Origin of the sequence: Agrococcus sediminis (assembly GCF_007923295.1) — a bacterium.
GTDB classification, from domain to species: Bacteria; Actinomycetota; Actinomycetes; order Actinomycetales; family Microbacteriaceae; genus Agrococcus; species Agrococcus sediminis.
Genome location: NZ_VOIR01000016.1, coordinates 89,842 through 112,206 on the forward strand (window position 1 = coordinate 89,842; position 22,365 = coordinate 112,206).

The following is a 22,365-nucleotide window of genomic DNA, read 5'->3' on the forward strand; positions in this document are numbered from 1 at the left end:
CGAGCGGGAGCGCGAGCGCTACGTCGCGAGCAGCCCCGCGTTGATCTCGCGCGCCCAGCCCGGCCCGCGGTAGATGAAGCCGGTGTAGCCCTGCACGAGCGCGGCGCCGGCGTCGAGCCGCTCGCGCACCTGCGCGGCGGTCTCCACGCCGCCGACCGAGATCACGTCGACGCCAGCGGGCAGCGCCGCGCGCAGCAGGCGCAGCACCGCGAGCGACCGCGCGGCCACCGGCGGGCCCGACAGCCCGCCCGCGCCTGCGCGCGCCACCGCATCCGCATCGCTCACGAGACCGTCGCGCCGGATGGTGGTGTTCGTGGCGATGACGCCCGCGAGCGCCAGGCGCTCGGCGAGCGCGGCGATGCCCTCGACCTGCTCGTCGTCGAGGTCGGGCGCGATCTTCACGAGCACCGGCACGTCGCCGGCCTCGGCGCGGATCGCCGCGAGCAGCGGCTCGAGCACGCGCGTCTCCTGCAGGCCGCGCAGGCCGGGCGTGTTCGGGGAGGAGACGTTGACGGCCAAGTAGTCGGCGACCGGTGCGAGCAGGCGCGCCGAGTGCAGGTAGTCGCGCTCGACCGCGGCGGTGTCGTCGGCGTCGACCACGCGGCTCTTGCCGATGTTGACGCCGATCACGGGGCGCGAGCGCGCCTCGCGGGCGACGGCGATGCGCTCGGCGGCGACCGCCGCTCCCTGGTTGTTGAAGCCCATCCGGTTGATGAGCGCTCGGTCGTCGACGAGCCGGAACAGGCGCGGCCGGTCGTTGCCCGGCTGCGGGCGCGCCGTGATCGTGCCCACCTCGACGTGGCCGAAGCCGAGCGCGCCGAGGCCCGCGATCATCGTCGCGTCCTTGTCGAAGCCGGCCGCGATGCCGAACGGCGTCGGCAGCTCGCGGCCGAGGGCGCGGGTGCGGAGCGCCGGGTCGGTGCGCACACCGGGGTGCGCGAGCCCGATCGCCCGGATGGCGGCCGCGCCGAGGTGGTGCGCCCGCTCGGGGTCGACGTGGCGGAAGCCGTGCCGGAAGAGCTGGTCGTACGCGGTCATCGCTCCTCCTCCGCGTCGACGGCGTGCGCCTGATCCTCGCGCAGGGCCCGGATGGCGGCCTCGAAGTCGTCGAGCGAGTCGAAGGCGTTGTAGACGCTCGCGAACCGCAGGTAGGCCACCTCGTCGAGCTCGCGCAGCGGCGGCAGCACCGCGAGGCCGATCTCGTTCGCGTCGATCTGGCTCGCGCCGGTCGCGCGGATCGTCTCCTCGACCGCCTGCGCGACGCCGGCGAGGTCGGCGTCGGTGACGGGCCGGCCGCGCACGGCCTTCCGGACGCCCTCGATGACCTTCTCGCGGCGGAACGGCTCGAGCACGCCGGAGCGCTTCACGACCGACAGGCTCGCCGTCTCGGTGGTGGTGAAGCGGCGGCCGCACTCGGTGCACTGGCGCCGGCGGCGGATGGAGGTGCCGTCGTCGCTCGTGCGGGAGTCGACGACGCGGGAGTCGGGGTTGCGGCAGAAGGGGCAGTGCATCAGGCCTCCCCCGCCTCGAAGCGCGCCTCGATGGCCTCGCCGTGCGCGGGCAGGCCCTCGGCGGCGGCGAGCGCGACCACGTCGGCCCGCACCGCGGCGAGCGCCGCGCGGTCGTAGCGCACGACCTGCTGGGGGCGGAGGAACGTCGCGGCCCCGAGGCCGGCGACGCGCCGCGCCTGGCCGCCGGTCGGCAGCACGTGGTTGGAGCCGGCGGCGTAGTCGCCGAGGCTGACCGGCGTGTGCGCGCCGAGGAAGATCGCTCCGGCGTGGCGGATGCGTGCGAGCACGGCGTCGTCGTCGGCCGTCATGATCTCGAGGTGCTCGGGCGCGTACGCGTCGCTCACCCGCGCGGCGGCGTCCAGGTCGGCGACGAGCACGATCGCCGACTGCTCGCCCGCGAGCGAGGCGCCGACGCGGGCGCTCGCCGCCGTGGCGGCGGCGCGGCGCGCGACGGCCTCGTCGACGCGGTCGGCGAGCGCGGCGTCGTCGGTGACGAGCACGGCGCTCGCGAGCTCGTCGTGCTCGGCCTGGCTGACGAGATCGGCGGCGATGAGCTCGGCGTCGGCGGTGCCGTCGGCGATCACGAGGATCTCGGTGGGCCCAGCCTCCGAGTCGACGCGGACGCTGCCGGCGACCGCGCGCTTGGCCGCGGCGACGAAGACGTTGCCGGGGCCCGTGACGACGTCGACGGGTGCGAGCCCGATGCCGGGCACGCCGTGGGCGAAGGCGCCGACCGCGCCGGCGCCGCCCATCGCGTAGACCTCGTCGACGCCGAGCAGCGCGCACGCGGCGAGGATGGTCGGGTGCGGCAGCCCGTCGTGCTCGGCCTGCGCGGGGCTCGCGACGGCGATCGAGCGGACGCCGGCGGCCTGCGCGGCGACCACGTTCATGACGACGCTCGACGGGTAGACGGCCTTGCCGCCGGGCACGTACAGGCCGACGCGGTCGACGGGCTGCCAGCGCAGCTCGACCGCGGCGCCCGGCGCGGGCTCGACGGCGGTCGGCGGCGGCACCTGCGCGGCGGAGCCGATCCGCACGCGCTCGATCGCGGTCTCGAGCGCCGCGCGCACCGCCGGGTCGAGCGCGGCGAGCGCCTCCTGGAGCGCGGCCGCGGGCACCCGCAGCTCGGCGGGGCGCACGCCGTCGAAGCGCTCGGCCTGCGCGGCCAGGGCCTCGGCGCCGCGCTCGCGCACGTCGGCGATGAGCTCCTGGGCGGCCGGCAGCGCGCGATCGACGTCGACGGCGGGTCGCGGCAGCAGCGCGCGCAGCTCGTGCTCGTCGGGCAGCGTCGTCAGGTCGAGTCGTCGGAGCATGGCCTCCATCGTACGGCGACGGCGCCGCGCCCGCCGCGCCCCGCTCCCCCTCCCCGCGCGCCGCGCGCGGCGATCGAGTGGCGCCTCCCAGCATCGAGTGGCGCGGCGCAACATCGAGTGGCGCCTCGCAGCATCGAGTGGCGCGGCGCAACATCGAGTGGCGCGGCGCAACATCGGATGGCGCCGCACGACATCGAGTGGCGCCGCCTGCGGTCGCCGCCACTCGATCGCGCGAGCCGCCACTCGATCACGCGAGGCGCCACTCGTTCTCCGGAGGCGCCACTCGTTCTCCGGAGGCGCCACTCGACCGCGGGAGGCGCCGCTCCAAGCGGGCGGCGGGCGGATCAGGCGATCGAGGCGGGGCCCAGCAGCGACTTGATCTCGCCGAAGAGGTCGCTCGAGACGCGCACCCGCTGCGGCAGCGAGAACACCCGCTCGACCTCCGGCCGCTCGAGCGCCAGGCGCACGTCGGTCGGCCCGGAGTGCCGCTCGAGCAGGCCGCGCAGCTCGCGCATGACCGTCATTGACGCGCGGCGCTCGGGGATGCGCAGCTCGAGCGGCCGCGTCTCGTCGACCGGCTGGACATCCGGCGTGTCGATGCTGTTCGCGTGCACCGTGAAGCCGTCGTCGCGCGTGCGCACCCGGCCCCGCACCACGACCACCTGGTCGGGCTGCAGGCTCGTGCGGAACTCCGTGTAGGACTTGCCGAGCACCATCACCTCGAGCTCGCCGCCGAAGTCCTGCAGCGCGAAGATGCCGTACTGGTTGCCGGAGTTGCGCGCGACGCGGTGCTGCACGCTCGTGATGAGGCCCGCGAGCGTGACGGTGTCGCCGTCCTCGGCGGTCTCGGCGAGGTCCTGGATCTGATGCGTCGCGTGCTTCGCGAGCTCGAGCTCGAGGCCCGCGAGCGGGTGGTCGGAGACGTACAGGCCGAGCATCTCGCGCTCGAACGCGAGCTTGTCGCGCTTGCCCCACTCCGGCCGGTCGGGCACCCGGTCGGCGACCGTGTCGAGGTCGTCGAAGATGTCGCCGAAGAGGTCGACCTGGCCGTTGGCCTCGTTGCGCTTGATCGAGACGGCCGCGTCGACCGCATCCTCGTGGATCTCGAGCATCGCGCGCCGCGTCGCCCCCTGGCTGTCGAAGGCGCCCGACTTGATGAGCGACTCGACGGTGCGCTTGTTGGCGACGCCGAGCGGCACCTTCTTCAGGAAGTCGTGGAACGACGTGTAGGCGCCCTCGCGCGTGCGCGCGGCGATGATGCCGTCGACCACGCCCTCGCCGACGTTGCGCACGGCGCCGAGGCCGAAGCGGATGTCGTCGCCGACGGCCGTGAAGTAGAGCGACGACTCGTTGACGTCGGGCGGCAGCACCGTGATGCCCATCCGCCGGCACTCCGACAGGTAGATCGCCATCTTGTCCTTGGAGTCGCCGACGCTCGTCAGCAGCGCCGCCATGTACTCGGCCGGGTAGTGGGCCTTCAGGTAGGCGGTCCAGTAGGAGATGACGCCGTAGGCGGCGGAGTGCGCCTTGTTGAAGGCGTAGTCGGAGAAGGGCAGCAGGATGTCCCACAGCGCCTTGACGGCGGCGGCCGAGTAGCCGCGCTCCCGCATGCCGCCGGAGAACGCCTCGAACTGCTTGTCGAGCTCGGCCTTCTTCTTCTTGCCCATCGCGCGCCGCAGGATGTCGGCCTGGCCGAGCGTGTAGCCGGCGACCTTCTGCGCGACCGCCATCACCTGCTCCTGGTAGATGATGAGGCCGTAGCTCTCGTCGAGGATGTCGGCGAGCGGCTCCTCGAGCTCGGGGTGGATGGGCGTGATCGGCTGCAGGCCGTTCTTGCGCAGCGCGTAGTTGGTGTGCGAGTCGGCGCCCATGGGGCCGGGCCGGTAGAGGGCGATGACGGCCGAGATGTCGCCGAACGAGTCGGGCTTCATGAGGCGCAGCAGCGAGCGCAGCGGTCCGCCGTCGAGCTGGAAGACGCCGAGCGTGTCGCCGCGGCCGAGCAGCTCGTACGCGCCGCGGTCGTCGAGCGGCAGGGTCTCGAGGTCGAGCTCCTCGCCGCGGTTGGCGCGGATGTTGTCGAGCGCGTCGGAGACGATCGTGAGGTTGCGCAGCCCCAGGAAGTCCATCTTGATGAGGCCGAGCGCCTCGCACGCGGGGTAGTCGAACTGCGTGATGATCGCGCCGTCCTGCTCGCGCTTCATGATCGGGATGATGTCGATGAGCGGCTCGGACGACATGATCACGCCCGCCGCGTGCACGCCCCACTGCCGCTTGAGATTCTCGAGCCCGCGGGCGGTCTCGAAGACGGTCTTCGCCTCGGCGTCGGTCTCGATGAGCGCGCGGAGGTCGCCGGCCTCCTTGTAGCGCTCGTGGGACGAGTCGAAGATGCCCGAGAGCGGGATGTCCTTGCCCATGACCGCGGGCGGCATCGCCTTCGTGAGCCGCTCGCCCATGCCGAACGGGAAGCCGAGCACGCGGGATGCGTCCTTCAGTGCCTGCTTGGACTTGATCGTGCCGTAGGTGACGATCTGGGCGACGCGCTCCGAGCCGTACTTCTCGGTGACGTAGCGGATGACCTCGGGGCGGCGACGGTCGTCGAAGTCGATGTCGAAGTCGGGCATCGAGACGCGGTCGGGGTTGAGGAAGCGCTCGAAGATGAGGCCGTGCTCGAGCGGGTCGAGGTCGGTGATGCGCATCGCGTAGGCGGCCATGGAGCCGGCGCCGGAGCCGCGGCCGGGCCCCACGCGGATGCCGTTGTCCTTCGCCCAGTTGATGAAGTCGGCGACGACGAGGAAGTAGCCGGGGAACCCCATGTTCGAGATGACGTCCATCTCGTAGTTCGCCTGCTGCTGCACGCGCTCGGGGACGCCGCCCGGGTAGCGGCGCTCGAGGCCGACCGCGACCTCGTGGCGGAACCAGGTGTCCTCGGTGTGGCCCTCGGGCACGGGGTACCGGGGCATGTAGTTGGCCGACTCGTCGAACTCGACCGAGCAGCGCTCGGCGACGAGCAGGGTGTTGTCGCACGCGCCGTCGAGGTCGCGGAAGAGGTGGCGCATCTCGGCGGCCGACTTCACGTAGTAGCCGCCGCCCTCGAGCCGGAAGCGGTTCGGGTCGTCCATCGTGGAGCCGGACTGCACGCACAGCAGCGCCTCGTGGCTCTTGGCGTCGGCGGCGTGCGTGTAGTGCAGGTCGTTGGTGGCCAGCAGCGGCAGTCCGAGCCGCTTGCCGATCTCGAGCAGCCCGTCGCGCACGCGGCGCTCGATCTCGAGCCCGTGGTCCATGATCTCGAGGAAGTAGCTCTCGGCGCCGAAGAGGTCGCGGTAGCTCGCCGCCGCATCCATCGCGAGGTCGAACTGGCCGAGCCGCAAGCGGGTCTGCACCTCGCCGGAGGGGCAGCCGGTGGTCGCGATGAGGCCCTTCGCGTGCCGCTCGAGCAGCTCGCGGTCCATGCGCGGCTTGAAGTAGAAGCCCTCCATCGACGCGTAGGAGGAGAGGCGGAAGAGGTTGGCGAGCCCCTCGTTGCTCTCGGCCAGGAGCGTCATGTGCGTGTACGCGCCGCCGCCCGAGACGTCGTCGCCGGGCGCGGCGTCGCTGCCGCCCCACTTGACGCGCGTCTTGTCGGAGCGGTGGGTGCCGGGCGTGATGTACGCCTCGGTGCCGATGATGGGCTTGACGCCCTGCGCCTTCGCCGCGCGCCAGAACTCGTAGGCGCCGAACACGTTGCCGTGGTCGGTCATCGCGACCGCCGGCATGCCCTCCTGCTGCACGGCCTGCATGAGCTCGGTGATGCGAGCTGCGCCGTCGAGCATGGAGTACTCGGTGTGGACGTGGAGGTGCGCGAAGGAGTCTGCCATGGCCCCTCGATCCTACGGGCGGGGGCCCACGCGCCGAGCCGGGCGCGGCGGCAGGATCAGTCCTCGCGGAGGATCTCGAGCGCCCGCGCGAGGTCGGCCGGGTAGGGCGACTCGAAGACCACCTGCTCGCCGGAGCCCGGGTGCCGGAAGCCGAGCCGCTTCGCGTGCAGCCACTGCCGCTCGAGGCCGAGCCGGGCGGCGACCGTCGGGTCGGCGCCGTACATGGTGTCGCCGATGCAGGGGTGGCGCCGGGCGGCCATGTGGACGCGGATCTGGTGCGTGCGCCCCGTCTCGAGGTGCACCTCGAGCAGGCTACCGCCGCGGAACGCCTCGAGCGTCTCGTAGTGGGTGATCGCGTGCTTGCCGCTCGAGACGACGGCGAACTTCCACTCGCTGCCCGGGTGGCGGCCGATCGGCGCGTCGATCGTGCCCGACAGCGGGTCGGGGTGCCCCTGCACCGCCGCGTGGTAGACCTTCTCGACCTCGCGGTCGTGGAACGCCGCCTTCAGGTCGCTGTAGGCGCGCTCGCTCTTCGCGACCACCATCAGGCCGCTCGTGCCGGCGTCGAGCCGGTGCACGACGCCCTGCCGCTCGGCGGCCCCGGAGGTGGCGATCTGGAAGCCGGCTGCCGCGAGCGCGCCGACGACCGTCGGGCCCTGCCAGCCCCCGCTCGGGTGCGCGGCGACGCCGGCGGGCTTGTCGACGACGACGATGTCGGCGTCGTCGTGCACGATGCCGAGGTCGGGCACGGGCGTCGCGACGATGCGGGGCGCCTCGCGAGGCTGCCAGCGCAGGTCGAGCCACGCGTCGGCGCGCAGGCGGTCGGACTTCCCGAGCGTCGCGCCGTCCTGCTGCGCCCCGCCGTCGTCGAGCATGGTGACGACCGCGGTCCGCGAGAGCCCCAGCAGCTTGGCGAGGCCAGCGTCTGCGCGCGTGCCGTCGAGGCCGGGCGGCACCTGCAGGAAGCGCTCCTGCATCAGCGGTCGTCGGGGTCGAGCGGCTGCGTGGCGTCAGGGTCGTCCTCGCGCGCGGCCGCCTTCGGCTCGTCGGTGCGTCGCACGCCGTCGAGGCCGATGTTGGCGAGCACGAGCAGCACCACGCCGATCATCGACGACACGATGAAGATGTCGGCGATGTTGAAGATCGCCGGGAAGCCCCAGACCTGGATGAAGTCGATGACGTGGCCGACGAAGAAGCCGGGCTCGCGCGTCAGCCGATCGGTGAGGTTGCCGACCGTGCCGCCGAGCAGGCCGCCGAACGCGGCCGCCCACAGGGGCGAGCGGATGCGACGCAGCTGGGTGGCGATGAACACCACCACGACGCCGGCGAGGATCGTGAAGATCCAGGTGGAGCCGGCCGCGAGCGAGAACGCCGCACCGGGGTTGCGCACGAAGTGCCACTGGAGCAGCTCGCCGAGCACGGCGCGGCGCTCCCCCTCGGCCATCTCGGCGATGACCCACTCCTTCGAGAGGAAGTCGGCCACCCAGACGACGACTGCGGTCCCGAGCACGAGGCCCAGCATCCGCCAGGCCGTCGTGCTCCGGACCGCAGTCGAGTCGTCTGCCACAGAGTGCGCGATCAGCTGCCGCTCTGGCCGCCGAAGGCGAGCGAGGACGAGCGGTCGAGGTCGCGCAGCTGGCTCTCGATGTAGCCGCGCAGCTTCAGGCGGTAGTCGCGCTCGAAGCTCTTGAGCTCGTCGATCTTCTGCTCGAGGGCAGCCTTCTGCTCGTCGAGCTTCTTCTTCTCGTCGTCGAACTCCTGGTTGAGCACCGCCTTGCGCTGCTCGGCGTCGTCCTCGATCTGCTGCGCGGTGGCCTCGGCGGCGGCGATCAGCTCGTCGCGGCGGGCCTCGCCCGCGGCGACGTGCTCGTCGTGGACGCGCTGCGCGAGCGCCAGCAGGCCATCGGCGTTCGAGACGGCGGGCGCGGCGCCCTCGGGCTGCGGCTCCGCGGCCTGCGGCTCGGTGACCACGTCGTCCTGCGGCACCTCGGCGACGGGGGCCGGCTCGGCCTCGCGCTCGGCGAGCTGCTCCTTGAGGCGCTCGTTCTCGACGCGGAGCTGCTCGAGCTCGGCGGCGTCGGGGTGCTCGACGGCCTCGGCGGGCGCAGCGGCGGGCGCGGCGACGGCGCCGCCCTGCTTCAGCTGCTCGTTCTCGGCGCGGAGGGCGTCGTTCTCCTCGGTGAGTCGACGAAGCTCGGTGACCACCTCGTCGAGGAAGTCGTCGACCTCATCCTGGTCGTAGCCGTCGCGGAAGCGCGTCGTCTCGAAGCGCTTGTGGACGACGTCGTCAGGAGTCAGTGCCATGTCGTGCCTTTCTTCGTCGGCTGCCGCGCCCGATCGGGCGCGCAGCGCAGATTCACTGTACCCGTCGCGGACGGCGTGCTGACGATCCTAGCCCGCCGCGCCCGCGCGGCACCTCAGGCGCTGAGCGCCCGGAAGGGGCCGACCACGGTCATGAGCAGGATGAGCCCGAGGAGCAGCACGAGCATCGCGAGGTCGAGCATCGCGCCGCCGACGCGCACCGGCTTCACGAACCGGCGCACCCAGCGCAGCGGCGGGTCGGTCACCCGCAGGATCCACACCGACAGCACGAGCCAGAAGCCGGAGGGCTTCCAGTCGCGCCGGAGCTGCCGCACGAAGTCGAGGATGATCCGCGCCCAGAAGACGTAGAACGCGAGCAGCGCTGCGGTGTGGACGATCCAGGCGAGGATCGAGACGATCGGCACTGAGCTGACGGGGCTCAGTGCGCGAAGACGGCGGAGTCCGCGTCCTCGTCGACCGAGCGGCCGCCGGAGACGGCGATGTGCTCGGGCGTCAGCAGGTAGACCTTGGTCGTCACGCGCTCGATGCGGCCCTCGAGGCCCTGCGTGAGGCCCGCCGAGAAGTCGATCAGCCGGCGCGCGTCGCCGTCGGTCATCTGCGACAGGTTGATGATCACCGGCGTGCCGTCGCGGAACGCCTCGGCGATGGCCTTGGCGTCCTTGTACTGGCGCGGGTGCACCGTGAGGATCTCGCTCATGTCGCTCACCTTCTGCGCTGCGCGGAGCTTCGTGACGGGAGCGCGGCGCGGCTCCTCGACGCGCTCGCGCGGCTGGTGCGTGTGTGCACGGTCGTGCTCCTCGGTCCGCTCGATCGGGCGGACCTCCTGGGTCAGCTCGTCCTCCTCGGCGAAGCCGAAGTAGATCGCCGCCTTCTTCAGTGCGTTGCTCATGGGATCCTCCTCGTGGCCTGGTTCACGCTATCCGCCGAGCGGGCGGTTTCCCGTGATTGCGGTGCCGATCCGCAGGTGTGTCGCGCCGTGCTCGAGCGCCTCGCGCCAGTCGCCGCTCATGCCCGCCGAGATCCAGTCGGCTGCGGGGTCGACGGCGCGCACGCGCTCGGCGAGGCGGGCGAGCCGCTCGAACGCGGCAGCGGGCTCCTCGCCGAGCGGCGCGACCGCCATCACGCCCCGCAGCCGCAGCGCCGACGACGCGGCGACGCGCTCGGCGAGCGCGTCAAGGCCGTCGGGGGCGACGCCCCCGCGGGCGGGGTCGCCGGAGAGGTTGACCTGCACGAGCGCGTCGCGCACGGGGCGCTCGTCGCCGGGCTCGCCGCCCTCGAGCGCCTCCACGAGCTCGGGCGCGTCGATCGAGTGCAGCACGTCGGCGTAGCGGGCGACCTGCCGCGCCTTGTTGCGCTGCAGCTGGCCCACGAAGTGCCAGGTGAGGTCGAGGTCGGCGAGCGCCGCCGCCTTGTCGCGCGACTCGGGGTGCCGGCTCTCGCCGAAGTCGCGCTGCCCCGCCGCCGCGAGCTCGCGCACGAGCGAGGCCGGATGCCGCTTCGTGACGACGATCAGCGTGACGCCGCGCGCCCGGCGCGCCCCCTCGAGCTGCTCGAGGAAGGCGGCCAGGCGCGCGGCGGGGGCGTCTGCCATGCGTGTCAGCGCAGGAAGTCGGGGAGGAACTCGTCCTCCTCCTCGTCCACCTGGGTCAGCGGCTGGACGGGGCCGGTGAGGTGGTCGGCGACCGGGGGCGCCGGGACGGGGCGGCGCTCGGGCGCCTCGTGGGCGTCGGACGCCGGGGCGCTCGGCGTCGACTGCCGCAGGCCCATCTCGGTGCGCGACGCCGTGCGGATCACGGAGTCGTCGACCTTGGCGATCGGGCCGGTGCCGTCGAAGCCCGCGGCGATGACCGTCACGCGCACCTCGTCGCCGAGCGTGTCGTCGATGACCGTGCCGAAGATGATGTTCGCCTCGGGGTGCACCGCCTCCTGCACGAGCTTGGCGGCGTCGTAGGTCTCGTGGATGCCGAGGTTGCTGCCGGCCTGGATCGACAGCAGCACGCCGTGCGCGCCGTCGATCTTCGCCTCGAGCAGCGGGCTCGCGACGGCGAGCTCGGCGGCCTTGATCGCGCGGTCCGCGCCGCGCGACGAGCCGATGCCCATGAGCGCGGAGCCCGCGCCCTGCATGACCGACTTCACGTCGGCGAAGTCGACGTTGATGAGGCCCGGCGTGGTGATGAGGTCGGTGATGCCCTGGACGCCGGCGAGCAGCACCTGGTCGGCGGTCTCGAACGCCTCGACCATCGAGATGCCCATGTCGGAGATCTCGAGCAGCCGGTCGTTCGGCACGACGATGAGCGTGTCGACCTCGTTCTTGAGCGCCTCGACGCCCGTCTCGGCCTGCGCCTGGCGTCGGCGGCCCTCGAACGAGAACGGCTTCGTCACGACGCCGACGGTGAGCGCGCCGAGGCTCTTGGCGATGCGCGCCACCACGGGCGCGCCGCCCGTGCCGGTGCCGCCGCCCTCGCCCGCGGTGACGAAGACCATGTCGGCGCCCGCGAGCGCCTCCTCGATCTCCTCCGCGTGGTCCTCGGCGGCGCGGCGGCCGACCTCGGGGTCGGCGCCTGCGCCGAGGCCCTTGGTGAGCTCGCGGCCGACGTCGAGCTTGACGTCGGCGTCGCTGAGCAGCAGCGCCTGCGCGTCGGTGTTGATGGCGATGAACTCGACGCCTCGCAGGCCGAGGTCGATCATGCGGTTCACGGCGTTCACGCCGCCGCCGCCCACGCCGACCACCTTGATGACGGCGAGGTAGTTGTTGTTGGAAGTCACGGTTCCGGCCCCTCGATCGAACTCTCAACCTCTAGTTGAAGTTTAGAGAATTCCTCACTTCATGCTGACGAGTTCGACGGTACGTCCGCGGGGGTGCGCGGGTCGGGAGCGACTCGGTGTGTCGTCGGCGGATCCGCCAAGAAAAGGATTCGTCAGGTTCGCGGGGGTCAGGAGCCGCGCACGACGGAGTGCTCGGGGGCGCGCACGTCGAGCACGACCGCGACCGCCGGATCCTGCGTCGCGAGCAGCGCCGCGACCACGTCGGCCTTCAGCCGGCTCTCGTCGGCGCCGCCCCACAGCACGGTCTGGCCGCTCGTGAGCGAGAGGCGGATGTCCGACTCGGTCGGGGCGCTGATGGTCGCCGTCGCCTCGAGCACCGACGTCGGCACGGCGACGAGCATGGCCGCGATCGCCTCGAACTCGGCGCTGCCGAGCTCGACGCCGTCGAGCCGCGGCAGCATCGCGGTCGACTCGTCGACCGGCCCGAGCGCGACGCCCGCGGCGTCGATGACGGCCTCCCCCGATGCGGTGGGCACGATGGCCACCGGGCGCCGCTCGACGACGTGCACGATCACGGTCGACGGCGGCACGACATCCACCCGGAACGACTCGATCTGCGGGATCGTCGAGAGCCGCTGCGCGACGCCCTCCTCGGTGACGGTGGCGATGGGCTCCCCCATCGCGTCGCCGAGGGCCTCCTGCACGACCGCGGCGTCGAGCCGCTCGACGCCCTGCACACGCACCTCGCGCACCGCCATGAGCGGCGACCAGACGAGCCCGACGAGCAGCAGCAGCGCGAGCGCGAGCCCGCCGCCGGTGAGGAGCGCCGCGCGCACCTGCCGTCGCCGGGCGGCGGTGAAGCGCCGCACCTCGGCGCGCTCCCGGCGCACGCGGGCGCGCTTGGCCTCCTTGGCCTCGCGGCGCGTCTCGCGCGCCTCCTCGCGGTCGAGGCGGCGCTGCTCGCGCAGCGCCTCGCGCCAGGCGCGGTCGACGCGCTGGGCGAGCGAGCCGCGCTCCTCGTCGGGGAGGGGCGCGGGCTCCGGCCCGTCCGTCGCCGGCGTCGGGTCGGCGCCGTCGTCGAGGTCGGCGTAGGCGCTCAGCGCCCAGCGCCTCGGCTCGCGCTCCGGCTCCGGCTCCCGCTCGGCCGAGCGGCGAGGGGTCGCGGCCGCCTCGTGCGCCGCGATGGCGCGGAGCGCGGCGTCGCGGCGACGGCGCAGCGCCTCGAGGCTCGAGCCTCCGGCCGCGTCGGCGGCCGCCTCGACCGGCTCGTCCGTGCGGCGGTCGAAGCCGTCGGGCCGCCTCACGACCCGTCGCCCTCCTCCAGCGCCGCGAGCACCTGCGGGATGATCCGGTAGACGTCGCCGCACGAGAGCGTGACGATGATGTCGCCCTCGCGCGCGAGCTCCGCCGCCCGCTCCGCCGCCTGCTGCCAGTCGGGCAGGTAGTCGACGTCGGCGTCGTCCTGGAAGCGCTCGGCGACGAGCGCGCCGGTGACGCCGGGGATCGGGTCCTCGCGGGCACCGTAGACGTCGAGCACCACGGTGTGGTCGGCGACCCGCTCGTAGACGGCGGCGAAGTCGCCCGCCATGTCGCGCGTGCGGGTGTACAGGTGCGGCTGGTGGATGGCGATGATGCGGCCGTCGCCGATCACGGTGCGCGCCGCCGACAGCGCGGCGTCGACCTCGGCGGGGTGGTGCGCGTAGTCGTCGAACACGCGCACGCCGCGTCGCTCGCCGTGCAGCTCGAACCGGCGCCCGGTGCCGCGGAAGCCCGCGAGCGCGTGCGCGCCGTCGACGGGCGCGACGCCCATCGCGACGAGGGTCGCGAGCGCCCCCACCGCGTTCACGGCGTTGTGCCTGCCGGGCACGCCCACCTCGACGTCGAAGCGCTCGCCGGCGATCTCGACGGTCGCCGCGGCGCTCGCGCCGACCCGGATGTCGACGATGCGCACGTCGGCGTCGGCGGCCTCGCCGAACGTGACGACGCGGTCATGGCGGATGCGCGCGCGCACGCGCTGCGCGCCCGGGTCGTCGGCCGAGATGACGACGGCCTCGCTCGCGCGGCTCGCGAACTCGGCGAAGGCCGCGTCGAAGGCCTCGGGGGTGCCGTAGTGGTCGAGGTGGTCGGTGTCGACGTTCGTGATGAGGGCGACGGCCACGTCGTAGAGCAGGAACGAGCCGTCCGACTCATCCGCCTCGAGCACGAACGCGTCGGAGCTGCCGTGGCCGCTCGAGGCGTCGAGGCCGGCGATGACGCCGCCGTTGACGAAGGATGCGTCGATGCCGAGGCCGTGCAGCCCGACGACGAGCATGCCCGTCGTCGTCGTCTTGCCGTGGGCGCCCGCGACGGCCACGACCCGCTTGCCGCGCGCGAGCACGTGGAGCGCCTGGGAGCGGTGCAGCACGGGCACGCCGCGCTCGCGGGCCGCGACGAGCTCGGGGTTGTCGGGCCAGAGCGCGCTCGTGACGACGACCGCGTCGACCTCGTCGGGCAGGTTGGCGGCGTCGTGGCCGATCGCGACGCGGGCGCCGCGCTCGACGAGCCGGTCGACGGCGGCGGAGCCGCTGCGGTCGGAGCCGGAGACCGCGAGCCCGGCGTCGAGCATCATGTGCGCGATGCCCGACATGCCCGAGCCGCCGATGCCGATGAAGTGCACCCGCTCGATCTGCTCGGGGATGGGCTGGGTGAGATCGGGTTCGATCACGGCTTCCTCCTCGTGGCTGCGGCCCGCTCGATGAGGTCGCTCATGCGGTCGCTGCCGTCGGTCGCGCCGGCGCCCGCGCTGGCGGAGGCCATCTCGGCGAGCCGATCGGCGTCCTCCAGCAGCGGCACGAGCCGCGCGCGCACCCATTCTGCCGTGAACTCGCGGTCGTCGACCAGCAGCGCTCCCCCGGCCGCGACCTGGTCGGCGGCGTTCATGCCCTGCTCGCCGTTGCCGTAGGGCAGCGGCACGTACACGGCGGGGAGGCCCACGGCCATGAGCTCCGACACCGTCAGGCTGCCCGCGCGGCACACGACGAGGTCGGCGGCGGCGAGCGCGAGGTGCATGCGGTCGAGGTACTCGATCGCGACGTAGTGGGGCACGTCGGCGGGCTCGAAGTCGGTCTGCCTGCCGCCCGAGAGGTGCAGGATCTGCCAGCCGGCGGCGACGATGTCGGCGGCCGTGGCGACGATCGTGCGGTTGATGGAGCGCGCGCCCTGCGAGCCGCCGGTGACGAGGAGCGTCGGTCGCTCGGGGTCGAGGCCCAGCTCGCGCACCGCCTCGTCGCGCAGCGCGACCCGGTCGAGCCCGGTGATCTCGGGGCGCAGCGGCATGCCGACGACCTCGCCGGCGAGCGTGGTCGGCCGGTACGAGAGGCCGACGAAGGGCGTCCAGCGCGCACCGAGCACGTTGGCCATGCCGGGCTTCGCGTTCGCCTCGTGGATGGCGATCGGGATGCCCTCGAGCCGGGCCGCGCGGTAGGCGGGCGCCGCGGCGTACCCGCCGAAGCCGACGACGACGTCGATGCGGCGCTCGCGCAGCAGCGCCCGCACCTCGCGCACCGCGCGGCGCCAGCGGGCGGGGAAGCGCAGCGCCGCGGCGTCGGGGCGGCGCGGGAACGGCAGCTTCTCGATCGTGACGAGCTCGAGGCCCGCGCGCGGCACGAGCTCGCGCTCGAGGCCCTCGCGGGTGCCGAGCACGGTCAGCTCGACGCCGGGGTCGCGCTCGCGCAGCCGCTGCGCGGTCGCGAGCAGCGGGTTGACGTGGCCGGCGGTGCCGCCGCCGGCGAGCAGGACGCGCACGGTCAGCCCTCCGCCGGAGCCGGCGCGGGCGTCGGCGAGAGCGCGGGGCGCTCGCCCCGCACGATCGGGTTGTCGACGCGCTCGAGCGACAGCACGACGCCGACGATGAGGAGCGCGGCGATGAGCTGCGAGCCGCCCGAGGAGATGAAGGGCAGCGGCACGCCGAGCACGGGCAGGAGCCCGAGCACGACGCCGATGTTGACGATCGCCTGGCCCGTGAGCCACACCATCGCGGCGCCGGTGACGACCCGCGTCATCTGCAGGCGCGCGTGCCGCACGATGCGCAGCATCGTCCAGGACAGCAGCGCGAAGAGCGCGAGCACGACGACGGCGCCGAGCAGGCCCAGCTCCTCGCCGATGATCGCGAAGATGTAGTCGTTGTCGGCCTCGGGCAGCCACGACCACTTGGCGCGCGAGTTGCCGAGCCCGACGCCGAAGAGGCCGCCCGCCGACAGCGCCCAGGTGCCGTGGAGCTGCTGCCAGCAGCCCGAGTAGTAGTCGGCGTCGGTGCAGCCCTGCACGAACGCGGTGATGCGGCGCACGCGCGAGGGGCTCGAGAGCACGACCGGCACCGCCAGCAGCGCGAGCCCGGCGGCCGGCAGCAGCAGGTGCCACCAGCGCACGCCGGCGAACCACAGCGCGCCGAACGAGAGCATCGTCATGATCACCACGGTGCCGAGGTCGCTGCCGAGCAGCACGAGGCCGATCGAGAGGCCGGCGACCGGCCCGGCCGGAATCCACGCGTGCCAGAAGCTCGTCACGTGGCGCTGCTTGCGCGTCATGATCATCGCGAGCCACACGCACAGCGCAACCTTGACGAACTCGGACGGCTGCAGCGAGAAGCCGCCGACGCCGATCCAGTTGCGGTTGCCGTTCGCGCCGAAGCCGAGCGGGGTGAAGACGAGCACCTGCAGCGCGATGCCGAGCATGATGCCGAGCCACGCGACGCGCTGCCACACGTGCGCGGGCATGCGCGCGGCGAGCAGCATCAGCACGATGCCGACGGCGGCGAAGGCGCCCTGCTTGGCGAAGTCGGTGAAGAACGAGCCGCCCGCCACGTAGCTCTCGACCGATGAGGACGAGAGCACCATGATCAGGCCGAACGCGACCAGGAAGAGCGTGGTGCCGAGCAGCAGCGCCGCGTTGAGGGTCGGCGCGCCGAACATCGAGCGCACGCGCACGAGCGCGCGTCGGCCCATCCTGGAGGCGGCGCCGTCAGTCGTGCGCGCGGGGGCCGCGGTCGTCGTCGCCATGGGCTCCCCTCCCCCGCACCGCCTCGGCGAAGCGGTCGCCGCGGTCTGCGTAGTCGTCGAACTGGTCCATGGATGCGGCCGCCGGCGCCAGCAGGACCGTGACGCCGGGCGCGGCGTGCGCTGCGGCCGCCTCGACGGCCAGCCGCATCACGGCTCCAGTGTCCGCCGTCGAGACCTCCACGAGCGGGATGCCCGGCGCGTGTCGCGCGAACGCCTCCCGCACCGGTGCGCGCTCGACGCCGATCGCGACGGCGGCGACGATGCGACCCGCGTGCCGCTCGACGAGCGGCGCGACGTCGGCGCCCTTGAACAGGCCGCCCACGATCCACACGACCCGGTCGAAGGCGCTGAGCGAGCCCTCGGCCGCGTGCGGGTTGGTGGCCTTCGAGTCGTCGACCCAGCGCACCCCGTCGACCTCGGCGACGAGCTCGGTGCGGTGCCGGTCGAGGCGGAAGGAGCGGATGGCGTCCCGCACGTGGGCGGGTTCGGCGCCGAAGGCGCGCGCGAGCGCCGCCGCCGCGAGCACGTTGCGCGCCATGTGCGGCGAGCGCAGGCCGCCGGGCACGAGGTCGTCGAGCGTGCCGAGCTCGAGCGCCTGCCGGTGCCGGTCGTCGAGGAACGCGCGGTCGACGAGCACGCCGTCGACGATGCCGAGGTCGCTGCGCCCGGGCACGCCGAGGCCGAAGCCGATCGCGCGGCAGCCCTCGACGACGTCGGCCTCCTCGACCATCGCCATCGTCGCCGGGTCCTCGACGTTGTAGACGGCCGCGACCCGCGCGTTCCGGTACACCTTCGCCTTGGCCGCGCGGTACGCCTCGGCCGACCCGTGCCAGTCGAGGTGGTCGTCGTCGATGTTGAGGCACGCCGCCGAGTGCGGCCACAGGGCACCGGGCCCCTCCTCGGCGAGCCCGTGCAGCTGGAAGCTCGAGAGCTCGACGACGAGCGCGTCGAAGCCCTCGGGGTCGCGCACGGCGTCGAGCACGGGCGTGCCGATGTTGCCCACCGGCGCGACCCGGAAGCCCGCCTCGCGCAGCATGTGCGCGGTGAGCTGCGTCGTCGTGGTCTTGCCGTTCGTGCCCGTGACGAGGATCCACTCGGCCGCGCGCACCTTGTCGCGCACGCGCCAGGCGAGCTCGATGTCGCCCCACACCGGGATGCCCCGCTCGGCCGCGGCGACGAGCCACGGGTGGTCGGGGCGGAGGCCCGGCGAGGCGATCACGAGCTCGGCGTCGGCGAGCGCCTCGGGCACCTCGGCGGCCGCCGCGTCGACGATCGGCACGCCCAGGACGCCGAGGATCGTGCGGCGCTCGTCGTCGACGCGCTCGGCCACGGCGGTGACGGATGCGCCGAGCTCGGCGAGCGTGTCGACGGCGGCGAAGCCGGTGACGCCGAGGCCGAGCACCGCGACGCGCAGGCCCGACCAGTCGCTGCGCCAGGAGGTGAGGGAGTCGAGGTCGCGCATCAGCCGTGGATCGTCCACTCGAAGTAGAACAGGCCCACCGCGGCTGCGACGAACAGTCCCGCGATGATCCAGAAGCGCACGACGATCGTGACCTCGGCCCATCCCTTGAGCTCGAAGTGGTGGTGCAGCGGCGTCATGAGGAACACGCGCTTGCCCCCGGTGGCCTTGAAGTAGGCGCGCTGCACGATGACGGAGCCGGTGACGATGATCGGCAGGCCCGCGATGAGCAGCAGCAGCAGGTGGGTGTCGGTCATGACCGCGAGGCCGGCGAGCGCGCCGCCGAGGGCGAGCGAGCCGACGTCGCCCATGAAGATCTGCGCGGGGCTCGTGTTCCACCAGAGGAACCCGATGAGCGCGCCGCAGAGCGTCGCCGCGAGCGTCGCGAGGTCGAGGGGCGCCGCGATCTCGTAGCAGCGGTAGAGGTTCTCCTCGGCGGAGCCGCCGGGTCGGCACGACTGGTTGGACTGCCAGAACGCGATGAAGGCGTAGCCGACCATCGCGACGATCGTCGAGCCCGTGGCGAGGCCGTCGAGGCCGTCGGTCACGTTGACGGCGTTGGCGGCCGAGACGTTGATGATCGTGATCCAGAGCACGAAGAGGATGCCGCCGACCGCGCCCCACGGCGCGAGGTCGAGCCACGGGATGTCGCGCACGCCCGAGATCGTGACGTCGACGACGGGCCGGCCGTCGGGGCCAGCGGGCACGGTGATCGCGAGCACCGAGAAGAGCACCGACACGACGAGCTGGCCGGCGACCTTCGCCCAGCCGCCGAGGCCGAGCGAGCGCTGGTTCGAGATCTTCAGGAAGTCGTCGACGAAGCCGACGGCGCCCATGCCGACGATGAGCAGCAGCACGAGCAGCACCGGCCAGGTCGGCGGGTCCTGCCCGATGAGCTTCCCGCCGAAGTAGCCGACGAGCGTCGCCACGATGAAGATGAGGCCGCCCATCGTGGGCGTGCCGCGCTTGACGTGGTGCGTCTGCGGGCCGTCGTCACGGATGAACTGGCCCCAGCCGATGCGCGTGAAGCCGCGCACGAACAGCGGCGTCGCGAGCAGCGACACCAGCAGCGCGATCGCGGCCGAGGCCAGCAGCACGAGCATCAGACGCCCCCGATCCGGTCGCCGAGGTCCTTGAGGCCCGCCGACAGCGACGACTTGACGAGCACGACGTCGCCGGGCTCGAGGCTCGAGCGCAGCAGCGCCTCCGCCTGCTCCGCATCCTCCACCCAGACGGTGTCCTGGCCGAACGACGACTCGAGCTCGGCGGCGTCGTGGATGGCCTTCGCGCCGGTGCCGACGACGACGAGCCGGTCGATGCGCACCCGCACGGCGAGCCTGCCGACGCGGTCGTGCTCCTCGGCCGACAGCGGCCCGAGCTCGCCCATCTCGCCGAGCACCGCGACCGAGCGGCGAGCTGCCTGCCTCGTCATGTGCGCGAGCGATCGGAGGGCCGCGGCCATCGAGTCGGGGCTCGCGTTGTAGGCGTCGTTGATGACGGTGATGCCGCCGCCGGGCTCGAGCAGCTCCATGCGCCAGCGCTCGGCGCGGGGCATCGTGCCGAGCGCGGCGATCGCGCGCTCGAGGTCGAGGCCGAGCGCGTCGGCCACCGTGAGCGCGGCGAGCGCGTTCATGACGTGGTGCTCGCCGAGGATGCGCAGGCGCAGCGGCCACGACTCGTCGCCGCGGTGGATCGTCGCGAGCGTGCCCTCGAGCGTCGACTCGACGTCGCTCGCCCAGAGCGTCGTCGGCTCGTCGGCCGGGCCGGGCTCGGTGCCGAACCAGGCGATGCGGGCGCGGGTCGCCGCGGCCATGCCGCGCACCCGCTCGTCGTCGCGGTTCAGCACGGCGACGTGGTGCTCGCCGAGGTCCTGCACCATCTCGGTCTTCGCCCGGGTCGTGGCCTCGACGCCGCCGAACGCCCCCGCGTGGGCGAGGCCGACCTTGAGGACGACGCCGAGGTCGGGATGCGCCATGGCCGTGAGGCGCGCGATGTCGCCCACGACGCTCGCGCCCATCTCGAGCACGAGGAAGCGGGTCGCCTCGTCGATGCGGAGCATCGTCATCGGCGCGCCGACCTCGTTGTTGAACGACTTGACGGGGCTGACGGTCGGGCCGTGCTCCTCGAGGATCGCCTGCAGCATGTTCTTCGTCGTCGTCTTGCCGTTGGAGCCCGTGACGCCGATGACGGTCAGCTCGCCCGCCGCCCGCACGCGGCGGATGACCTCGGCGGCGAGCGCGCCGAGCGCGACGACGCCGTCGGCGACGACGACGTGCGGCACGTCCTGCTCGAGGGGCCGCTCGGCGACGACGAGCGCCGCGCCCGCGGCGAGCGCGGCGTCGACGAAGCGGTGCCCGTCGGTGACCTCTCCCGGCATCGCGAAGAACGCGCCGCCGGGCGTGACGAGGCGTGAGTCGGTCTCCACGGAGCCGGTGACGACCGCGTCTTCGCCGTGGAGCACGCCGCCCACGGCCTGTGCGATCTCGCTCGCGCGCATCCGGAGCATCAGTGCTGCTCCCGCCGCGCGAGGTCGTCGCGCACCGGCCAGCCGGCCTCCTGGAGCGCGCGGCGCGCCTCGTCGCGCGCGACGAACGCCTCGCGGACGCCGGCGACGTCGCGGTAGTCGGCGTCGCCCGGGCCCGCCCACAGCACGGTGTCGCCCGGGCCGGCGAGCTCGAGCGCGGCGCGGATCGCCGCCTCCTCGGGCGACGACTCGATGACGGGCTTGCCGCCGGCCGCCGCGCGCGCGCCGGCGAGCACCTGCGCGCGGATGGCCGCCGGGTCCTCGGTGCGGGGGTTGAAGTCGGTCACGACGACGGCGTCGGCGAGCTCGGCGGCGATGCGGCCCATGTCGGCGCGCTTCGTGGCGTCGCGGTCGCCGTCGGCGCCGAAGAGCATGATGAGCCGGCCCTCGGTGACGCGGCGGAGCGCCTCGAGCGTCTGCGCGAACGCGTCGGGGCTGTGGCCGTAGTCGACGAACACGGCGGGCCCTTCCTCGCCGGAGACCCGCTCGATGCGGCCGGGCAGCGTGCTGCGCATGCCGCGGTCGATCACCTCGGCGATCGCCTCGAGCTCGAAGCCCGCCTCGACGAGCATGAGGATCGCGATCGCCGCGTCGACCGCCATGTGGCGGCCGATGAACGGCACCTGCACCTCGATCGCGCCGCCGTCGATGCCGGTGAGGGTGAACGACGTCGAGGTCGGCGTCTCCTCCCAGATGTCGACGTGCCAGTCGGCCTGGCGCTGGGGATCGCTCGAGAGCGTCGTGACGGGGATGCGGCTGCGCTCGGCGACGCGCACGCCCCAGTCGCCGTCGACGCACACGACGCCGCGCTCGGCGCGGTCGGGCGTGAAGAGCTCGAGCTTCACGTCGAAGTACGCCTCCATGGAGCCGTAGTCGTCGAGGTGGTCGTGGCTGAGGTTCGTGAACGCGACGACGTCGAAGCGCACGCCGTCGACGCGGTGCCGCTCGAGCGCCTGCGCGCTCACCTCGAGCACGGCGGCGCGCACGCCCGCCTCGCGCATCCGGGCGAGGAGCGCGTGCAGCTCGCTCGCCTCGGGCGTCGTGAGCTTCGAGGTGACGACGAGGTCGCCCACGTGCCGCTCGGCCGTGGTCGACAGGCCCGTGACGAAGCCGAGGTCGGCGAGCAGCCCCTCGAGCATGAAGGAGGTGGAGGTCTTGCCGTTGGTGCCCGTGATGCCGAAGAGCTTCGGCGGCTGCTCCTCGGTGCGGTACACCCACGCGGCGATCTCGCCGAGCGCCGCGCGCGGGTCGTCGACGACGATCACCGGCACGTCGGCCTCGACGACGCCTGCGCCGGCGGGGTCGGTGACCACGGCGACCGCGCCGCGCTCGACGGCGCCGGCGGCGAACTCGGCGCCGTGCCGGTGGGCGCCCGGCAGCGCGGCGAAGATGTCGCCGGGCTGCACGTCGGAGGAGTCGATCGTGATGCCCGTCACCTCGACGCCGTCGAGGTCGTCGCGCTCCTCGAGCTCGAACGCCTCCACGAGGCCGGTGAGGGGCCTCGGTGCGGGATGCTCCGGTCGCAGGATCCTCGGGGTCACGCCCGCCACGGACATCCTCTCCTCAGTGCTCAGGTGTCG

The 22,365-nt window shown here is 73.4% G+C and carries 19 protein-coding genes; all 19 read right to left on the reverse strand.

Features of this window, described 5'->3' with window-relative positions; genetic code table 11:
- Positions 1–18 precede the first annotated feature (18 nt).
- A complete protein-coding gene (locus FQ330_RS11050) occupies positions 19–1,038 on the reverse strand; it encodes a quinone-dependent dihydroorotate dehydrogenase (RefSeq protein ID WP_146357550.1) in 1,020 nt (339 codons plus the stop codon).
- Positions 1,035–1,511: a transcriptional regulator NrdR gene (gene nrdR, locus FQ330_RS11055; RefSeq protein WP_146357552.1), complete on the reverse strand. Its 477-nt coding sequence runs from the start codon at positions 1,509–1,511 to the stop codon at positions 1,035–1,037. Before nrdR ends, FQ330_RS11050 begins: the two co-directional genes overlap by 4 nt.
- The gene (hisD, locus tag FQ330_RS11060) at positions 1,511–2,824 is read right to left on the reverse strand and encodes a histidinol dehydrogenase (RefSeq protein WP_146357554.1); all 1,314 of its coding nucleotides are present in this window, start codon (positions 2,822–2,824) and stop codon (positions 1,511–1,513) included. Before hisD ends, nrdR begins: the two co-directional genes overlap by 1 nt.
- Positions 2,825–3,168: 344 nt before the next feature.
- Positions 3,169–6,678: a DNA polymerase III subunit alpha gene (dnaE, locus tag FQ330_RS11065; protein ID WP_146357556.1), complete on the reverse strand. Its 3,510-nt coding sequence runs from the start codon at positions 6,676–6,678 to the stop codon at positions 3,169–3,171.
- A gap of 56 nt (positions 6,679–6,734) precedes the next feature.
- On the reverse strand, positions 6,735–7,655 hold the full coding sequence (locus FQ330_RS11070; RefSeq protein WP_146357558.1) for an RluA family pseudouridine synthase: 921 nt from the start codon (positions 7,653–7,655) through the stop codon (positions 6,735–6,737).
- Positions 7,655–8,188, reverse strand: a complete 534-nt coding sequence (lspA, locus tag FQ330_RS11075) for a signal peptidase II (protein ID WP_225792827.1) — start codon at positions 8,186–8,188, stop codon at positions 7,655–7,657. Before lspA ends, FQ330_RS11070 begins: the two co-directional genes overlap by 1 nt.
- Before the next feature lie 68 nt (positions 8,189–8,256).
- Positions 8,257–8,982 carry a DivIVA domain-containing protein gene (locus FQ330_RS11080; RefSeq protein ID WP_146357560.1) on the reverse strand — a complete coding sequence of 242 codons (726 nt, stop codon included), beginning with the start codon at positions 8,980–8,982 and terminating at the stop codon, positions 8,257–8,259.
- A gap of 113 nt (positions 8,983–9,095) precedes the next feature.
- Positions 9,096–9,404 carry a YggT family protein gene (locus tag FQ330_RS11085; protein ID WP_164877036.1) on the reverse strand — a complete coding sequence of 103 codons (309 nt, stop codon included), beginning with the start codon at positions 9,402–9,404 and terminating at the stop codon, positions 9,096–9,098.
- Positions 9,405–9,418: 14 nt separating this feature from the next.
- A complete protein-coding gene (locus tag FQ330_RS11090) occupies positions 9,419–9,889 on the reverse strand; it encodes a cell division protein SepF (RefSeq protein ID WP_128188512.1) in 471 nt (156 codons plus the stop codon).
- Positions 9,890–9,916: 27 nt separating this feature from the next.
- Positions 9,917–10,591 carry a YggS family pyridoxal phosphate-dependent enzyme gene (locus FQ330_RS11095; protein WP_146357562.1) on the reverse strand — a complete coding sequence of 225 codons (675 nt, stop codon included), beginning with the start codon at positions 10,589–10,591 and terminating at the stop codon, positions 9,917–9,919.
- Positions 10,592–10,596: 5 nt separating this feature from the next.
- The gene (gene ftsZ / locus FQ330_RS11100; protein WP_225792828.1) at positions 10,597–11,766 is read right to left on the reverse strand and encodes a cell division protein FtsZ; all 1,170 of its coding nucleotides are present in this window, start codon (positions 11,764–11,766) and stop codon (positions 10,597–10,599) included.
- Positions 11,767–11,933: 167 nt separating this feature from the next.
- Positions 11,934–13,070, reverse strand: a complete 1,137-nt coding sequence (locus FQ330_RS11105; protein ID WP_128188514.1) for a cell division protein FtsQ/DivIB — start codon at positions 13,068–13,070, stop codon at positions 11,934–11,936.
- Positions 13,067–14,470 (reverse strand): UDP-N-acetylmuramate--L-alanine ligase, encoded by a 1,404-nt coding sequence (gene murC / locus FQ330_RS11110; RefSeq protein ID WP_128188515.1) that lies wholly within the window; start codon positions 14,468–14,470, stop codon positions 13,067–13,069. The genes FQ330_RS11105 and murC overlap by 4 nt, the downstream gene beginning before the upstream one ends.
- Positions 14,467–15,555 carry a UDP-N-acetylglucosamine--N-acetylmuramyl-(pentapeptide) pyrophosphoryl-undecaprenol N-acetylglucosamine transferase gene (locus tag FQ330_RS11115; protein WP_146357739.1) on the reverse strand — a complete coding sequence of 363 codons (1,089 nt, stop codon included), beginning with the start codon at positions 15,553–15,555 and terminating at the stop codon, positions 14,467–14,469. Before FQ330_RS11115 ends, murC begins: the two co-directional genes overlap by 4 nt.
- Complete coding sequence (gene ftsW / locus FQ330_RS11120; protein WP_146357564.1) at positions 15,552–16,802, reverse strand: putative lipid II flippase FtsW; 1,251 nt, start codon at positions 16,800–16,802, stop codon at positions 15,552–15,554. The genes FQ330_RS11115 and ftsW overlap by 4 nt, the downstream gene beginning before the upstream one ends.
- Entirely contained in the window at positions 16,765–18,264 is a 1,500-nt protein-coding gene (gene murD / locus FQ330_RS11125; RefSeq protein ID WP_128188517.1) for a UDP-N-acetylmuramoyl-L-alanine--D-glutamate ligase, read from the reverse strand. Before murD ends, ftsW begins: the two co-directional genes overlap by 38 nt.
- Entirely contained in the window at positions 18,264–19,364 is a 1,101-nt protein-coding gene (gene mraY, locus FQ330_RS11130; RefSeq protein WP_146357566.1) for a phospho-N-acetylmuramoyl-pentapeptide-transferase, read from the reverse strand. The genes murD and mraY overlap by 1 nt, the downstream gene beginning before the upstream one ends.
- Positions 19,364–20,767 carry a UDP-N-acetylmuramoyl-tripeptide--D-alanyl-D-alanine ligase gene (locus tag FQ330_RS11135; protein ID WP_146357568.1) on the reverse strand — a complete coding sequence of 468 codons (1,404 nt, stop codon included), beginning with the start codon at positions 20,765–20,767 and terminating at the stop codon, positions 19,364–19,366. The genes mraY and FQ330_RS11135 overlap by 1 nt, the downstream gene beginning before the upstream one ends.
- Complete coding sequence (locus tag FQ330_RS11140; protein ID WP_128188520.1) at positions 20,767–22,341, reverse strand: Mur ligase family protein; 1,575 nt, start codon at positions 22,339–22,341, stop codon at positions 20,767–20,769. The genes FQ330_RS11135 and FQ330_RS11140 overlap by 1 nt, the downstream gene beginning before the upstream one ends.
- Between the last annotated feature and the right edge of the window lie 24 nt (positions 22,342–22,365).

Coding starts and splice junctions, on each gene's coding strand:
- FQ330_RS11050 (WP_146357550.1), bottom strand. CDS start 1,038: ATGACCGCGTACGACCAGCTCTTCCGGCACGGCTTCCGCCACGTCGAC.
- nrdR (WP_146357552.1), bottom strand. CDS start 1,511: ATGCACTGCCCCTTCTGCCGCAACCCCGACTCCCGCGTCGTCGACTCC.
- hisD (WP_146357554.1), bottom strand. CDS start 2,824: ATGCTCCGACGACTCGACCTGACGACGCTGCCCGACGAGCACGAGCTG.
- dnaE (WP_146357556.1), bottom strand. CDS start 6,678: ATGGCAGACTCCTTCGCGCACCTCCACGTCCACACCGAGTACTCCATG.
- FQ330_RS11070 (WP_146357558.1), bottom strand. CDS start 7,655: ATGCAGGAGCGCTTCCTGCAGGTGCCGCCCGGCCTCGACGGCACGCGC.
- FQ330_RS11080 (WP_146357560.1), bottom strand. CDS start 8,982: ATGGCACTGACTCCTGACGACGTCGTCCACAAGCGCTTCGAGACGACG.
- FQ330_RS11090 (WP_128188512.1), bottom strand. CDS start 9,889: ATGAGCAACGCACTGAAGAAGGCGGCGATCTACTTCGGCTTCGCCGAG.
- FQ330_RS11095 (WP_146357562.1), bottom strand. CDS start 10,591: ATGGCAGACGCCCCCGCCGCGCGCCTGGCCGCCTTCCTCGAGCAGCTC.
- ftsW (WP_146357564.1), bottom strand. CDS start 16,802: ATGGCGACGACGACCGCGGCCCCCGCGCGCACGACTGACGGCGCCGCC.
- murD (WP_128188517.1), bottom strand. CDS start 18,264: ATGCGCGACCTCGACTCCCTCACCTCCTGGCGCAGCGACTGGTCGGGC.
- mraY (WP_146357566.1), bottom strand. CDS start 19,364: ATGCTCGTGCTGCTGGCCTCGGCCGCGATCGCGCTGCTGGTGTCGCTG.
- FQ330_RS11135 (WP_146357568.1), bottom strand. CDS start 20,767: ATGCTCCGGATGCGCGCGAGCGAGATCGCACAGGCCGTGGGCGGCGTG.
- FQ330_RS11140 (WP_128188520.1), bottom strand. CDS start 22,341: ATGTCCGTGGCGGGCGTGACCCCGAGGATCCTGCGACCGGAGCATCCC.